Raw genomic sequence first — 14,400 nt, 5'->3', positions numbered from 1 at the left:
TAAATTGTATGATTTTAAAAGAAATTATTATTGGATTTTTAGTACAAATAAGAAGTATTTGGATGGTTTTTAAAAACATATTTTCTAAATCTGAAACTAAAATGTATCCAGAAGAAAAATTATATTTATCTCCTCGATATCGAGGTCGAGTTATTTTAACACGTAATATAAATGGAGAAGAACGTTGCGTAGCTTGTAATCTATGTGCTGTAGCTTGTCCAGTTGATTGTATTTCTCTTCAAAAATCTGAAAAAAAAAATGGTCGTTGGTATCCAAAATTTTTTAGAATTAATTTTTCTCGTTGTATTTTTTGTGGTTTATGCGAAGAAGCGTGTCCTACAGCTGCTATTCAATTAATGCCTGATTTTGAATTATCAGATTTTAAAAGACAAAATTTAGTGTATGAAAAAGAAGATTTACTGATTTCAGGACCAGGAAAATATCCAGATTATGACTTTTATAATTTTTCTGGCGTAGTTATTAAAGATAAAAAAGTAGGTGAATTGTCAAGTGAATTAAAACCTGTTAATGTAAAAGATTTACTACCATAAGGAGGAATAGTTTAATGGAGTTTGTTTTTTACACGTGTTCTCTGATAGCAGTTGTTTCTACTTTATTGGTTATTATTCAAAAAAATGCAGTGTATTCTTTATTATATTTAATAATTTCACTTTTATCAATATCTGGTATTTTTTTTATATTCGGAGCTTTTTTTGCTGGTGCTTTAGAAGTTATCGTTTACGCAGGAGCAATTATTGTTCTTTTTGTTTTTGTAATTATGATGCTTAATCTTGGTGAAAAATATAATCTTCAGGAAAAAAAATATTTAAATCCTATTTTTTGGATTGGCCCAAGTTTTTTATCATTAATATTATTTTTAACAATGACATATGCTATTTTTTTCGTTGAAAACAAACAAATATATTTTACTTTAATTGATGCAAAAGATGTAGGTATTAATTTATTTGGTCCATATTTGTTGTTAGTAGAACTTTCTTCTTTACTTTTATTATCTGCTTTAGTTGTAGTTTTCCATATTGGAACAGAAAAAAAATGAATTAAAAACAATCATTTTAATTATTAAAAAGGTAATATTTTATGATTTCTTTGTTTCATGGTTTGTTTTTATCATTAATATTATTTACTTTAGGTTTGACATCTCTTATAGTTCGTCGAAATGTACTGTTTATGTTAATTAGTTTAGAGATAATGATGAACGCTGCTGCATTGGCATTAGTAGTAGTAGGAAGTTATTGGAAACAATCTGATGGTCAAATAATGTATATACTTGCTATCACATTAGCTGCATCTGAAGCTAGTGTAGGATTAGCTCTATTATTGCAACTTTATAGACGTCAAAAAACATTAAACATCAATGTTTTAAGTGAGATGAGTGGATGAATATTATTTTTTTGATAATTTTATTTCCATTAATAGGTTTTTTATTTTTATCTCTTATACAAGGAACTATTTCTGAAAGAAATACAGCTATTATAGGTATATCTACAATATTGATTTCATTTGTTATTACTTGTTCTTATATGACAAATTTTGTAAACCATTCATCTCAAATCTTTACTCAAAAATTATGCAGTTGGATTTCTGTTAACGAATTAAGTATAGATTTTAGTTTAATTTTAGATGGATTGTCTTTAAGTATGTTGTCGATGATTATAGGAATAGGATTATTAATACATATTTTTTCTAGTTGGTATATGGAAGGTAAAGAAGGTTATTCACGATTTTTTGCATATACTAATTTGTTTATAGCAAGTATGTCTTTACTAGTTTTAGCAGATAATTTTGTATTTATGTATTTAGGATGGGAAATTGTAAGTGTATGTTCTTATTTATTAATTGGTTTTTATTATAAAACTTCTAACAATAATTCCTGTGCTCTTAAAGCATTTATTTTAACTAGAATTTCAGATGTATTTTTAATAGTTTCAATTTTTTTAATATATAAGAAATATGGTACCTTTAATTTTCAAGAAATTAAATTTTTATCAAAATTTTTAAATATACAAGATTGTTCTGATTTAAGTTTTCTTACATTATGCTTGTTAATAGGAGTAATTGGAAAATCCGCGCAATTACCATTACATACTTGGTTGTCTGATGCTATGGTCGGTCCTACTCCTGTTTCTGCCCTAATACACGCAGCTACTATGGTAACAGCAGGTGTTTATTTAATAGCAAGAACACATTTTTTATTTTTGTTAACTCCTAAAATATTATACCTTGTAAGTTTTATTGGTATAATAACAATATTTATTTCTAGTTTTTCCGCTTTAGTTCAGACAGATATAAAACGTATTCTTGCATATTCTACCATGAGTCAAATAGGTTATATGTTTTTGGCTTTAGGTGTACAAGCATGGACTGCAGCAATTTTACATTTAATTATTCATGCTATTTTTAAAGCATTATTATTTTTATCTTCAGGTTCTTTAATTTTATCTTGTAATAATGAAAAAAATATATTTAAGATGAGTAATTTGGGTTTAAAATGTCCTCTTTTATACATGTCTTTTTTAGTTGGCGGTGCATCTTTAATTTCTTTTCCTTTAATTACAGCAGGTTTTTACAGTAAGGGAAATATTTTATTTAGTGTTTTACAAAATGGTCATATTAATTTCTTTTTAGTTGGTTTGTTTTGTTCTTTATTAACATCTATTTATACGTTTAGAATGATTTTTGTTATTTTTCATAGGAGTAATATTTCTTTTATTTTTTCTAATAAAAGATTAGCACATAATTTACCATTATTAATTTTATTATTTTTTTCTACTTTTTTTGGTTTTTTTATAATAAAACTACCTTTGTTTTATGTTTTTCCTATTTCTCAAAATTCAGAAAATGGTAAATTTTTATATGAAATTATATCTAGTTTTATATCATTTTTTGGTATATTTATAGCTTATTATATTTGGATTAAAAACCCAAATTGGACTTTTCAATTTTTTCAATTGAAAATAATCAGATTAATTCACAATTTTTTGCTAAACGGATGGTGTTTTGATTTTTTTTATAAAATTTTATTTATTAAATCTTATTTGTTTATATCTAAAATTTTATCTTATGAATCATTTAATTTTTTTCCTATATTTTTTGTTAAGTTTATTAAAAAAATTAATTTAATTTTATTAAAAAGTGTTAATGGTAATGTGAAATGTTATATATCAACAATGTTGATTGGTATTAACTTGTTTTTTATCTTAGTTTTATGCTCTTTTTTATCATGAAATATCTTTTAATTATTTTTTTATAAATTTTAAAAACCTCTTTTTTTTGATTATATAGATATAGTAAATAATAGGAATCTACGTCTGATGTTGCTTTCTCTATTAGTTATAATTCCATTTTTTAGTGGTATTTTTTCATTTTTTTCTTTTAGATTTCAAAAAAACATTCCTCGTTGGATTGCATTAATAGGAATGGGATTAACATTATTAACTGTTTTTAAAATATGGTTTTTTGAAGATTCTTGTACTTATCAAATGCAAAGTTATCCTCATTCAAGCTATCAATTAATATTTCCTTGGATCTCAAGTCTTGGAATTGAATTTCATATCTCTGTTGATGGTTTTTCAATTGTTATGCTTTTTTTAACTTCATTTTTAGGGATAATAGCTATTTTGTGTTCATGGAATGAAATTAAAAAAAATGAAGGATTTTTTTATTTAAACATTATGCTTGTTTTAACTGGTACAATCGGTATTTTTATTGCTTTTGATTTATTTTTATTTTTCTTTTTTTGGGAAATTATACTTATTCCAATGTATTTTTTAATTTCATTATGGGGTCAAGAAAAAGAAAATAAAAAAATTTGTATAAATATTGCTAACAAGTTTTTTATATATGCTCAAACGTCAGGTTTGATAATGTTAGCATCAATTTTATTATTAGTACTAAATTATTATAAAAATAATAATATTTTAACTTTTAATTATGATTTGTTACTTCTGAAACCAGTTGATCAGAATATAGAATATATTATTATGTTAGGATTTTTTTTGGCGTTTATAATTAAGATGCCAATTGTTCCTTTTCATGGATGGTTAATGGATTTTCATGAAAAATCCCCTTATTGCGGTGCTATAGATATAATTGGTACTTTATTAAAAACTGCTCCATATGGTCTTTTGCGTTATAATAAAATGTTTTTTCCTCATGCAACAGAACAATTTGCACCTATAGCAATTTTTTTAGGTCTTTTTAGTATGTTTTATGGAGCTTGGATTGCTTTTTCTCAAGTTAATATTAAACGTTTAATTGCTTACTCATCTATTTCTCATATGGGATTAATGTTAATTGCTATTTATGGTGGTAACGAAATATCTTTTCAAGGTTTAATTATTCAAATGTTATCTAATAGTATATCTACTTCTGCTTTATTTATTTTGTCAGGTCAAATTTATAAATATCTAAAGACACAAGACATAAGTAAAATGGGGGGATTATGGACAAATGTTTATTGGATTCCAGGTTTTTCTTTATTTTTTGCGTTATCAAATTTAGGTATTCCAGGAACAGGAAATTTTATTGGTGAATTTTTGATATTATTTGGCATATTTAAAAAACATCCGTTGATATCTATAGTTGCAACGATAAGTATTGTTTTTTCATCTATTTATTCTTTAAATATGATTCGAAAAATTTATTATGGTGTATCTAAAAAAAGTTTTCCAACGTTTTTTTTGAATATAAAAGAATTTTGGATATCAATAGTATTAATTTTTGCATTAATTTTTTTAGGTTTCATTCCTCAAAAAATATTAAATATTTCATTTGAATCTATACATTTCATATATAATTTTTCAAAAAGAATGTACTAATTCTATTTTAAAGATAAGGTTATGATTAATAATGATAATTAATCTACAAGAATTAATAGCACTTTTACCATTTTTAGTTTTACTACTAGCTGTAGTAATAGTTATTATATCTATTTCTTATAATCGAAATCATTTTTTTGTTGCTTTTTTAAGTGTATTTAGTTTAATAGTAAGTCTGTTTTCATTATATTTTTTAATTTCTATAGTACCTATTAATATAACTAGTTTATTTCATATTACCAGACGTTCTATTTTATATATAAGTATGATTATAATTTCTAGTATTGCCACATGTGTTTTTGCTTATCCTTGGTTGTTGAAATACGCTTTTAATAAAGAAGAATTTTATTTATTAACTCTTCTTTCAACATTAGGTGCAATTTTTTTAACTGTTTCTAATCATATGTCATCTGTATTTATTAATATCGAATTAATGTCTTTACCAATCTTTGGTTTAATTGCTTATTCTAATATTCAAAAGTATTCTTTAGAAGCATCTTTAAAATATCTTATTTTATCTGGTGTTTCTTCCTCTTTTTTATTATTAGGTATTTCATGGGTATATGCTATCTCCGGAGATCTTAGTCTTTTATGTATAAATCAAATTTTTTCTGATTTATCAAATAGTGAAAAAATAATGGTTTTATTTGGTATCATAATGATATTAATGTCTTTTTTCTTTAAGTTATCTCTGGTTCCTTTTCATTTATGGATAGCTGATATTTATCAAGGAACTCCTGCATCTGTTTTATCTTTTTTTTCTGTTTCTGGAAAAATTGCAATTTTTAGTCTTTTACTTTATTTTTTTTCATATTTTTCAATTTTGGATCACAAAATAATATTTTTAATATTGTCATTGATTAGTTTTTTTTCGATATTATTTGGTAATTTAATGGCTATATTTCAAAATAATATTAAAAGATTTTTTGGTTATTCATCTATATCACAATTAGGTTATTTATTAATAACATTACTTCTATCAAAAAATGAGTATTTTTTTTCTTTGCAAACAAGTGGAATTTTTTTATTTAATTATTTGTTCGCTAACATAGCATACTTTGGTGTTATTAACTTATTTTCTAGTGCTTATAATCATGATATGGATTCAATTCATTTATACAAAGGTTTATTTTGGTCACAACCTCTTTTAGCTACTATAGTTACAATTATATTGCTTTCTTTAGCGGGAATTCCTATAACTTTAGGTTTTTTTGGTAAATTTTGTATTTTTTCTATTGTTATAAAAAATCATTTTTGGGCTCTAAGTTTTTCTTTCTTAATTGGTACAGTATTAGGTTTATACGGTTATTTAAGATTAATTATTAATATGTATTTAAATCCGTCAGAAGAATTATTTTTTAACAATATCAAAATATCTCGTTTTTGGTTATATACTCCTTCCGGGATTTTAATATTTATTTCTGGAATAATATTGTTGGTATTAGGAATATATCCTAATCTATTAATTAATTTAATAAATCTAGCTCAATGATTTAAAAATTTAGTTTTTTTATATAAAAATGATAATTTTTATTAAAAAATATAATAAGAATATTTTTAATGATTTTCTTTTTTATCTTACCATTTTTTTTCTTGATTTTAATTATATTAATGTTCAGTAAACATATTTTTAAAGATGTAAAAAAAACAAGTTTTTTTTTAAAAAATTGCTTTTTTTCTTATTTTTTTCTATTTTTATTATTTATTTTTACATTTTGGTTTATGATTTATAGTGATAAAGGAACTAAAGTAGCTAATGAAAAAATTATTTGTTTTTTAACCAGTTATTTTTTAGAAATCTTACTTTCAGTTGATAACGTTTTTGCATGGTTTCTTATTTTTAAATCTTTTAAAATACCACTAATTTATCAAAAAAAAGTTTTGTTATATGGTTCTTTAGGTGCTTTAATTTTACGTTCTATTTTTGTTTTTTCTGGAAGTGTTTTATTTTCTCAATGCAATTGGATTTTATATTTGTTTGGGACATTATTTATATTAACTAGTTTTAAATGTATTTTTTTTTCTAATACAGAATTTGATAATAAAGAAAAAAATATAAAAAAATTATGGATTTATAAATTTTTCAGAGTTTCTGAAAATATTAATAGAGAAAAGTTTTTTTTAAAGGTGAAAAAGAAAATATATATAACACCTTTATTCATATCTCTTATTTTTATAGAATTGAGTGATATTGTATTTTCAGTAGATAGTATTCCTGCTTCTTTTTCTGTTACTAACGATTTATTTATTATTTTTTCTTCAAATTTTTTTGCTGTTTTGAGCTTAAGATCTATGTATTTATTTACAGCAAATTTTTTAAAAGTTTTTCCTATAATGAAATATGCTTTATCACTAATTTTAATGTTTATCGGATTAAAAATATTAATTGAAAAATTTTTTCCTATTTCAATTTTTTTAACCTTAGCTACTATACTGGTAATATTCATTGTTATGTTTTTAATAAGTCTCATTTTTAATTTTAAAAAATATTGACAATTTTTTTAAAAAACATAAAGTTTTGTTTATTTTTTATAGTAGTTAAAAATATAATTTTTATATTTTTTGCTGTTTTTAGAAAAAAAACAAAAATTTTTTTAATAAGTAAAAAAAATGTATAAAAAAAAGTATACTTTTTCTATGTGGATTAAATATTTAGAAAAATTTAATAGAAAAAATAGAAAAAATCTTTTTGAATTAAGATTGATTGCAAAAAAATTAGGTTTATTGAATTTAAAATCTTTCTTTTTTACTGTTGGTGGAACTAACGGAAAAGGAACAACCTGCTCAATGTTAGAAAGAGTACTTTTAGATTCAGGTTATAGAGTAGGATTATATACTTCTCCACATCTTATAAATTATTCTGAGAGAATTAGAGTTAATGGATCATATCTCAGTGAAAAAGATCATATCTTTTCTTTTTTAGTTATAGATTCTAAAAAAGGTAATATTTCTTTAACTTATTTTGAATTTATTACTCTTTCAGCTTTATTTTTATTTAGTCAATATTCTTTAGATGTTATAATATTAGAAGTAGGTTTAGGAGGACGTTTAGACGCTACTAATATTATAGATTCAGATTTATCTATTATTACTAATATAGGAATCGATCACACTTCTTTTTTAGGAACAGATCGTTTAAGTATTGGTCGTGAAAAATCTGGTATTTTTAGAGAAGGAAAAATCGCAGTTATTGGAGAAAAAAATATTCCAAACTCTGTTAATCAGATAGCTAGAGAAAAAAAAACAATTTTAAAAAAAATTGATGTAGATTGGTTTTGGAGAAAAAAAAATATTGATTCATGGGATTTTATTCATTCAAATATTAAATTGTATAATCTTCCTATTTCTCAGATACCATTATCTAATACAGCTATTGCTCTATCGTCTTTATTCTATTCTGGATTAAAAGTTAATTTAAACATATTAAGAACTACTATTCCTAAAGTTCAATTATCTGGTAGATTTCAAACGATTTCTAGTTGTCCCCGAATTATTCTTGATGTTGCTCATAATGTTAATGCTGCTTTATATCTTTCAGAAAAAATTGATGAAATAGATATAAAAGGGGAAATATATGCTATTTTTGGAATTTTAAAAGATAAAGATGTTACAGGAGTTATTCAAGTTTTACAAAAAAAAATTGACTATTGGTATGCTTTAAATTTAAAAACAAATCGTAGTGCTAGTATAAATTATTTAAAAACAAGATTACCTCTGCACAATGCATTTTTTTTTAAAAATATTAATGATGCTTGGTTAGCTCTCAAAAAGGTTGTAACTAAAAAAGATGTTGTTTTAGTTTTTGGTTCTTTTTTTACTGTTTCTGAATTTATGTCTATGAAAAGATAAAAATTAATATTATATATAAGAATATAATTTTGGAAAAAATCATGATTTTTATAGACTATATTATTCTTTTTATTATTTTTATTTCTGTTTCTTTTGGACTGTTTCGTGGTTTTGTTCAAGAATTAATTTCTTTTTTTATTTTACTTTTTAGTATTTATTTTTTTAGTAATTATTATTATTTTAGTTCTTTTTATTTAAAAAAATCAAAGTTTTTTATTAAAAACAATTTTTTTTTATTATTATAATTTTTTTTATATTTTATATCTTAAACATTATTTTAAATTTTTTTTTAAAAAAAGTATTTATAAAAATTGGATTTTCATATTTAAACATTATTTTAGGAGGTATATTTGGTTTATTTCGGGGAATCATATTAGTTTCTTTTATGCTTTTTTTTGTTTTTTATTTTAAAGATTTAATTTCTTTAGATTATTTAAAGCATTCTTTATTAATTAAATTTTTATTGCATATAAAAGATTATTTTTTTTGAATTTCTGCTAATTTTTATAATTTTTTAAAATACTAAGCACATTAATAAAAAATATAGTGTGCTTAGAATTATTAGAGTTAGTTTTAAAAAAATTTTAATGTTCAAACATAGCAGAAATAGATTCTTCATTACTAATTCGTCTTATAGCTTCTGCTAGCATACCTGCTAACGTTAAAGTTCTTACATTTGGCAATAATCTAATTTTTTCCTGTAAAGGAATAGTATCACATACAACTACTTCATCAATAACAGATTTTTTTAAATTTTCTGACGCTTTTCCAGAAAAAATAGGATGTGTCGCATATGCAAAGACTCTTTTAGCTCCTCTTTCTTTAAGTGCTTCAGCTGCTTTGCAAAGTGTTCCTCCTGTGTCAATTATATCGTCAACTAAAATACAATCTCTATTTGCCACATCGCCAATGATATGCATGATTTGAGAAATGTTAGGACGAGGTCTTCTTTTATCTATAATAGCCATATCGGTATCATAAAGAAGTTTAGCAATAGCTCGAGCTCTTACTACTCCGCCGATATCTGGTGAAACAACAATTGGATTTTTTAGTTCTCTTTGCAACATATCTTCTAAAAGAATCAAACTACCAAAAACATTGTCTACAGGTACATCAAAAAAACCTTGTATTTGTTCCGCATGAAGATCTACTGTTAACACTCGATCAACTCCAATGCTAGATAAAAAATCAGCTACTACTTTGGCTGTAATTGGAACACGTGCTGATCTTACACGACGATCTTGACGAGAATATCCAAAATAAGGAATAACGGCTGTAATTCTACCAGCCGATGCTCTTCTTAATGCATCTACCATAACAACTAATTCCATAATATTATCATTAGTAGGTGAGCAAGTAGATTGAATTATAAAAACATCACTGCCTCTAACATTTTCGTTTATTTGAACACTAATTTCACCATCGCTAAATCTACCTACAGCTGCATTTCCTAAATTCATATAAAGTCGACGTGCAATAAATTTTGCTAATTTTGGAATGGAGTTTCCAGCAAATAATTTCATATCTGGCATAAAAAACCTTGTTTTTTTTATTTAAAAGTTTATTTTTTGAATTATTTAAATATTAAGATAATCTAGTTTTTTTTAATTAAAAAAACTGCATATTTTTTTTGTAAAAAGCACGATGCAATGGTGAAACATTAACACTTTTTGTAATAAATCCTTGAACGTTACAAGGAAGTAGAGAATATATTTTTTGTGCAGATTTTTCGTCGTTAAATTCAGCAAAAATACAGGATCCTGTTCCAGTAATACGTGAAGGTGCATAAAGAGATAACATAGAAATTAATTTTTTTATTTTCTTATTTTTTTTAACTATGTTTTCAAAATCGTTGTGGAACTGTGATTTTAATAAAAAATTAATTGGTTTTTTTGTTGTGTTTTTTTTAACAGAATAGCTAGAAAATATATCTTTTGTTAATATTGGGATATTAGGATAAACAATTAAGTACCATTTCTCTTTTCTATTAATAGGATGTAAAATTTCGCCTATTCCTTCAACAATTGTTGTATTTCCCATGATAAAAGCCGGTATATCTGAACCTATTTTTAAACTTAATGTGGCTAGTTCTTTTAAAGTAAATTTTATTTTCCACAAACTATTTAGTACAATTAATGTGGTTGCAGCATTAGATGAACCACCTCCTAATCCACTTCCAATGGGTATTTTTTTATTCAAAAAAATTTTTGCTCCAAAATTAGAATTTTTTCTTCTTCCATAATATAACGCTTTTTCTTTTAGTAATTCAGCTGCAGTAATTATGCTGTTTTTTATATTTAAAAGGGAATTGTTTCTGGTAAATAGTTCAATAGTACCTTTTTTATTTGGTATAATTTTTAACGTATCACCATAATTGAGAAATTGAAACAAACTTTGTATATAATGATATCCATCTGAACGAATACCAGTTACGTAAAGAAATAAATTAATTTTTGCAGGAGATGGCCATGTATATATCATTTTAATATTTATATCTTAAAATAATTATTTTTATATTAATGTTAGTTAAAATTATACTGAAAAATGTTAAAAATGATATAATCATTTTAATTGAAAACATTTTATTTTTATTTTCTTTGAAATTATATTAAAAACATCTCTTTTTTACTAAGATATTTAATTTAAAATTATTCTGATATATTTTTTTTAAAAAAATAGTTATTTATTAAAAATTATGTTAAACGTACATAATTTCTCTATTTTCAATATGTATAATTAATATTTCGTATTTTTTTGTTTTCAATAAATAAAATTATTTATAAGATAGATTATAAACAGGATAATATTTTATGAATTCATCTATTTTTAATAAATTAAAATCTTTGAGAAATCGTTACGAAGAAATTGAAATTATGCTTTCTCAAAAAGATACTATATCAAATCAAGAAAAGTTTAAGAATTTATCTAAAGAATATTTAAAAATTTCTGAGATTGTTAAAAATTTTATTAAATGGGAAAAATTAGAAAATGATATTAAAAATATTAATTTGTTATGTAATGATATAGAAATGCATGATGTGGCTGAAGAAGAACTTTTTATAGTTAAAAAACAAAAAAAAAAATTAGAAGATGATATCAAAATATTGTTATTACCTATAGATCCTAATGATCAGCATAGTTGTTTTATTGAAATTAGAGCAGCAACAGGAGGAGACGAGTCTTCAATTTTCGCCGGAGAATTATTTAGAATGTACACACGTTATGCTGAAAATTGCATGTGGAAAACAGAAATAATGAGCTTAAGTGAGAACGAGAGAGGAGGATTTAAAGAAATAATAGCCAAAATTACAGGAAAAGGTGCATGTGGTCGTTTAAAATTTGAGTCTGGAGGACATCGTGTGCAAAGAGTTCCTGAAACAGAATCTCAAGGAAGAACTCATACATCAACCTGTACTGTAGCAATTATGCCTGTTAGGCCTAAGACTGAAAAAGAAGAAATTAAGTCTTCTGATTTAAAAATTGATACTTTTCGTTCTTCTGGTGCTGGTGGTCAACATGTGAATACTACTGATTCTGCTATTCGAATCACTCATATTCCTACTGGACATGTAGTAGAATGCCAAGATGAAAGATCACAACATAAAAACAAAGCTAAAGCTTTATCTATTTTATCTGCTCGCGTGTACGCTGATAAATTAGAAAAAAGTCAAAAAGAAAATTCATCTATGAGACGAATTTTATTGGGAACCGGTGAGAGATCAGATAGAAATAGAACATATAATTTTGCTCAAAATAGAATTACAGATCATAGAATTAATCTTACTATATATAAACTAGATGAAGTTTTGCAAGGAAAACTAGATTTACTTATCAATCCAATAATGCGAGAGTATCAAGCAGATATGCTTGCTTCTTTATCTCAGTTTAAATTATGAATATAAACTACTGGTTAAAAAAAGCAATTAGAACATTATCTCATTTTGATAATCCTCGATACGAAGCTGAGATTTTGTTGAGTTATATTTTAAAACGTACACGTATTTCAATTATAATTGATGATACAATTACGTTAAGTAAAGCACAATATAAAAAATTAAATAATTTTGTTTATCGAAGATCTCTAGGTGAACCTATAGCTTATATAATAGGAAAAAAAGATTTTTGGTCTTTATCTTTATGTGTTTCATATACAACGCTTATTCCTAGATCAGACACTGAAATTTTAGTAGAAAAAGTATTGTCTAAAATTGACAAAAGTTCAAAATATATCCTTGATTTAGGGACTGGTTGTGGAGCGATTGCTTTAGCTTTAGCTAGTATTTGTTCTAATTGGGATATTACTGGTGTTGATAATTCAAATGAAGCTCTTAAAATAGCCAATATGAATGCATTAAAATTTAATTTAAAAAATGTAAAATTTTTTTATAGTGATTGGTTTTCACATATAAATAAAAAATTTCATGTTATTGTTAGCAATCCTCCATATATTAGCATAAAAGAAATAAAGTTACTTAAAAAAGATATTTTTTATGAACCATTTAATGCATTAATATCAAAAAAAGATGGATTGTTAGACATTGAATTAATTATACAAAAAGCCAGTCAATATCTGTTAGATAAAGGTTGGTTGTTAATCGAACACGGATGGAAACAAAAATTGAAGGTACAATATTTATTTAAAAAACATAATTTTTTTTACATAGAATCTTTTAAAGATTATGGAGGTAATGATCGAGTTACTATTGGTCGAAAAAAATAATAAATTTATTAAAATATTTTTTTTAATGAAATGATTCAGTATTGTTTATATGTGAAAATATCAAAAATATAATTTTACATTATCATAAAATATATATTAATATATATCTACTTATAAATTTTAAATTTTTTTATCTAAAAAACGTTGCTATAACTAATAATATGAAATCTTTTCCCAATATTGATTTTTCTAAATTATCACTTTTCGATTCTATTATTGCAACTTCTCAGGTTATTAGAGAAGATTTTCCTACAAAATCTGTAGTTTCTGATTTATATAACAAGGTAAAAGAAGCAAAATCTTATATTTCATCTGAAATTGAACCGAATTTAAAATTGAAAAAATTACTGACACTTTTTTATAAAAATTGGAATTTTGGTTCTGCAAGCGGGATATATAAACTTTCAGATATGCTATGGATTGATAATGTTTTAAAAACTCGTCGAGGTACTGCTGTTTCTCTAGGTGTTCTTTTTTTACATATTGCACAAGAATTAAAATTACCGTTACATCCTGTAGTCTTTCCTACACAACTAATTTTAAGAGCAGACTGGATAAATAAAAAAAAATGGTTGATTAATCCCTTTAATGGAGAAATTTTAGATCAGCATACCTTAGAAGTATGGTTAAAAGGTAATATTAGTCCTACTGCAGAACTATATGAAAACGATTTATACAAATCTGAATCTATTACTGTTGTTCGTAAAATGTTAGATACATTAAAATCAGCATTAATGGAAGAAAAAAAAATGGAATTAGCATTAAATGTGAGCAATTTATTGTTACAAATAAATCCGAATGATCCATATGAAATCCGTGATAGAGGATTAATATATGCAAACTTAGAATGTAATCATGTTGCTTTAACAGATTTAATTTATTTTGTTGAAAATTGCCCTGAAGATCCTATTAGTGAAATAATTAAAGTACAAATTCATGCTATCGAGCAGAAAAAAATGGTATTACATTAGATGTATTAGGATATTATTTAAA

At 24.0% G+C, this 14,400-nt stretch carries 15 protein-coding genes; 13 read left to right on the top strand and 2 right to left on the bottom strand.

Annotated elements, in window-relative coordinates; all coding sequences use genetic code 11:
- Positions 1 to 8 precede the first annotated feature (8 nt).
- From nuoI to QZ401_RS02615, 10 genes are all read left to right on the top strand, one after another.
- A complete protein-coding gene (gene nuoI, locus QZ401_RS02655; RefSeq protein ID WP_295164702.1) occupies positions 9 to 551 on the top strand; it encodes an NADH-quinone oxidoreductase subunit NuoI in 543 nt (180 codons plus the stop codon).
- 14 nt (positions 552 to 565) lie between these two features.
- Positions 566 to 1,057, top strand: a complete 492-nt coding sequence (nuoJ, locus tag QZ401_RS02650; protein ID WP_295164700.1) for an NADH-quinone oxidoreductase subunit J — start codon at positions 566 to 568, stop codon at positions 1,055 to 1,057.
- A gap of 41 nt (positions 1,058 to 1,098) precedes the next feature.
- Positions 1,099 to 1,401 (top strand): NADH-quinone oxidoreductase subunit NuoK, encoded by a 303-nt coding sequence (nuoK, locus tag QZ401_RS02645; protein WP_158336960.1) that lies wholly within the window; start codon positions 1,099 to 1,101, stop codon positions 1,399 to 1,401.
- Positions 1,398 to 3,245 (top strand): NADH-quinone oxidoreductase subunit L, encoded by a 1,848-nt coding sequence (nuoL, locus tag QZ401_RS02640; protein ID WP_295164699.1) that lies wholly within the window; start codon positions 1,398 to 1,400, stop codon positions 3,243 to 3,245. The genes nuoK and nuoL overlap by 4 nt, the downstream gene beginning before the upstream one ends.
- Positions 3,246 to 3,332: 87 nt before the next feature.
- Positions 3,333 to 4,838, top strand: a complete 1,506-nt coding sequence (gene nuoM, locus QZ401_RS02635; RefSeq protein ID WP_295164698.1) for an NADH-quinone oxidoreductase subunit M — start codon at positions 3,333 to 3,335, stop codon at positions 4,836 to 4,838.
- Between the two features lie 31 nt (positions 4,839 to 4,869).
- Positions 4,870 to 6,330, top strand: a complete 1,461-nt coding sequence (locus QZ401_RS02630) for an NADH-quinone oxidoreductase subunit N (protein ID WP_295164696.1) — start codon at positions 4,870 to 4,872, stop codon at positions 6,328 to 6,330.
- A gap of 230 nt (positions 6,331 to 6,560) precedes the next feature.
- Positions 6,561 to 7,331: a hypothetical protein gene (locus QZ401_RS02625; protein ID WP_295164695.1), complete on the top strand. Its 771-nt coding sequence runs from the start codon at positions 6,561 to 6,563 to the stop codon at positions 7,329 to 7,331.
- Positions 7,332 to 7,448: 117 nt separating this feature from the next.
- The gene (gene folC, locus QZ401_RS02620) at positions 7,449 to 8,687 is read left to right on the top strand and encodes a bifunctional tetrahydrofolate synthase/dihydrofolate synthase (protein WP_295164694.1); all 1,239 of its coding nucleotides are present in this window, start codon (positions 7,449 to 7,451) and stop codon (positions 8,685 to 8,687) included.
- Between the two features lie 41 nt (positions 8,688 to 8,728).
- The gene (locus QZ401_RS03165; RefSeq protein ID WP_366664887.1) at positions 8,729 to 8,932 is read left to right on the top strand and encodes a CvpA family protein; all 204 of its coding nucleotides are present in this window, start codon (positions 8,729 to 8,731) and stop codon (positions 8,930 to 8,932) included.
- Positions 8,923 to 9,177: a CvpA family protein gene (locus QZ401_RS02615; RefSeq protein WP_366664894.1), complete on the top strand. Its 255-nt coding sequence runs from the start codon at positions 8,923 to 8,925 to the stop codon at positions 9,175 to 9,177. The genes QZ401_RS03165 and QZ401_RS02615 overlap by 10 nt, the downstream gene beginning before the upstream one ends.
- 94 nt (positions 9,178 to 9,271) lie before the next feature.
- Here QZ401_RS02615 and QZ401_RS02610 read toward each other — a convergent pair whose 3' ends face one another.
- Positions 9,272 to 10,219, bottom strand: a complete 948-nt coding sequence (locus QZ401_RS02610) for a ribose-phosphate pyrophosphokinase (RefSeq protein WP_295164693.1) — start codon at positions 10,217 to 10,219, stop codon at positions 9,272 to 9,274.
- A gap of 76 nt (positions 10,220 to 10,295) precedes the next feature.
- Positions 10,296 to 11,168, bottom strand: coding sequence for a 4-(cytidine 5'-diphospho)-2-C-methyl-D-erythritol kinase (ispE, locus tag QZ401_RS02605; protein ID WP_295164690.1), 873 nt, complete (start codon positions 11,166 to 11,168; stop codon positions 10,296 to 10,298).
- Between the two features lie 329 nt (positions 11,169 to 11,497).
- Between ispE and prfA the strand changes: the two genes are divergently transcribed.
- The 3 genes from prfA to sirB1 all read left to right on the top strand — a co-directional run bounded on the left by prfA (position 11,498) and on the right by sirB1 (position 14,378).
- Positions 11,498 to 12,583, top strand: coding sequence for a peptide chain release factor 1 (gene prfA / locus QZ401_RS02600; protein ID WP_295164688.1), 1,086 nt, complete (start codon positions 11,498 to 11,500; stop codon positions 12,581 to 12,583).
- Positions 12,580 to 13,407: a peptide chain release factor N(5)-glutamine methyltransferase gene (gene prmC, locus QZ401_RS02595; RefSeq protein ID WP_295164686.1), complete on the top strand. Its 828-nt coding sequence runs from the start codon at positions 12,580 to 12,582 to the stop codon at positions 13,405 to 13,407. The genes prfA and prmC overlap by 4 nt, the downstream gene beginning before the upstream one ends.
- Positions 13,408 to 13,568: 161 nt before the next feature.
- Complete coding sequence (gene sirB1, locus QZ401_RS02590) at positions 13,569 to 14,378, top strand: invasion regulator SirB1 (RefSeq protein ID WP_295164684.1); 810 nt, start codon at positions 13,569 to 13,571, stop codon at positions 14,376 to 14,378.
- The last annotated feature ends 22 nt before the right edge of the window (positions 14,379 to 14,400 follow it).

The sequence above is a fragment of the uncultured Buchnera sp. genome, assembly GCF_913776765.1.
Classification (GTDB): domain Bacteria; phylum Pseudomonadota; class Gammaproteobacteria; order Enterobacterales; family Enterobacteriaceae; genus Buchnera; species Buchnera aphidicola_AO.
This window is presented reverse-complemented; position numbering and strand designations above follow the sequence as displayed.

Excerpts from the sequence above, each read along its gene's own strand:
- QZ401_RS03165 (WP_366664887.1), top strand. The coding sequence starts at position 8,729 with ATGATTTTTATAGACTATATTATTCTTTTTATTATTTTTATTTCTGTT.
- nuoJ (WP_295164700.1), top strand. The coding sequence starts at position 566 with ATGGAGTTTGTTTTTTACACGTGTTCTCTGATAGCAGTTGTTTCTACT.
- QZ401_RS02610 (WP_295164693.1), bottom strand. The coding sequence starts at position 10,219 with ATGCCAGATATGAAATTATTTGCTGGAAACTCCATTCCAAAATTAGCA.
- nuoK (WP_158336960.1), top strand. The coding sequence starts at position 1,099 with ATGATTTCTTTGTTTCATGGTTTGTTTTTATCATTAATATTATTTACT.
- ispE (WP_295164690.1), bottom strand. The coding sequence starts at position 11,168 with ATGATATATACATGGCCATCTCCTGCAAAAATTAATTTATTTCTTTAC.
- nuoM (WP_295164698.1), top strand. The coding sequence starts at position 3,333 with ATGTTGCTTTCTCTATTAGTTATAATTCCATTTTTTAGTGGTATTTTT.
- prfA (WP_295164688.1), top strand. The coding sequence starts at position 11,498 with ATGAATTCATCTATTTTTAATAAATTAAAATCTTTGAGAAATCGTTAC.
- nuoL (WP_295164699.1), top strand. The coding sequence starts at position 1,398 with ATGAATATTATTTTTTTGATAATTTTATTTCCATTAATAGGTTTTTTA.
- sirB1 (WP_295164684.1), top strand. The coding sequence starts at position 13,569 with ATGAAATCTTTTCCCAATATTGATTTTTCTAAATTATCACTTTTCGAT.
- folC (WP_295164694.1), top strand. The coding sequence starts at position 7,449 with ATGTATAAAAAAAAGTATACTTTTTCTATGTGGATTAAATATTTAGAA.
- QZ401_RS02625 (WP_295164695.1), top strand. The coding sequence starts at position 6,561 with ATGATTTATAGTGATAAAGGAACTAAAGTAGCTAATGAAAAAATTATT.
- prmC (WP_295164686.1), top strand. The coding sequence starts at position 12,580 with ATGAATATAAACTACTGGTTAAAAAAAGCAATTAGAACATTATCTCAT.
- QZ401_RS02630 (WP_295164696.1), top strand. The coding sequence starts at position 4,870 with ATGATAATTAATCTACAAGAATTAATAGCACTTTTACCATTTTTAGTT.
- nuoI (WP_295164702.1), top strand. The coding sequence starts at position 9 with ATGATTTTAAAAGAAATTATTATTGGATTTTTAGTACAAATAAGAAGT.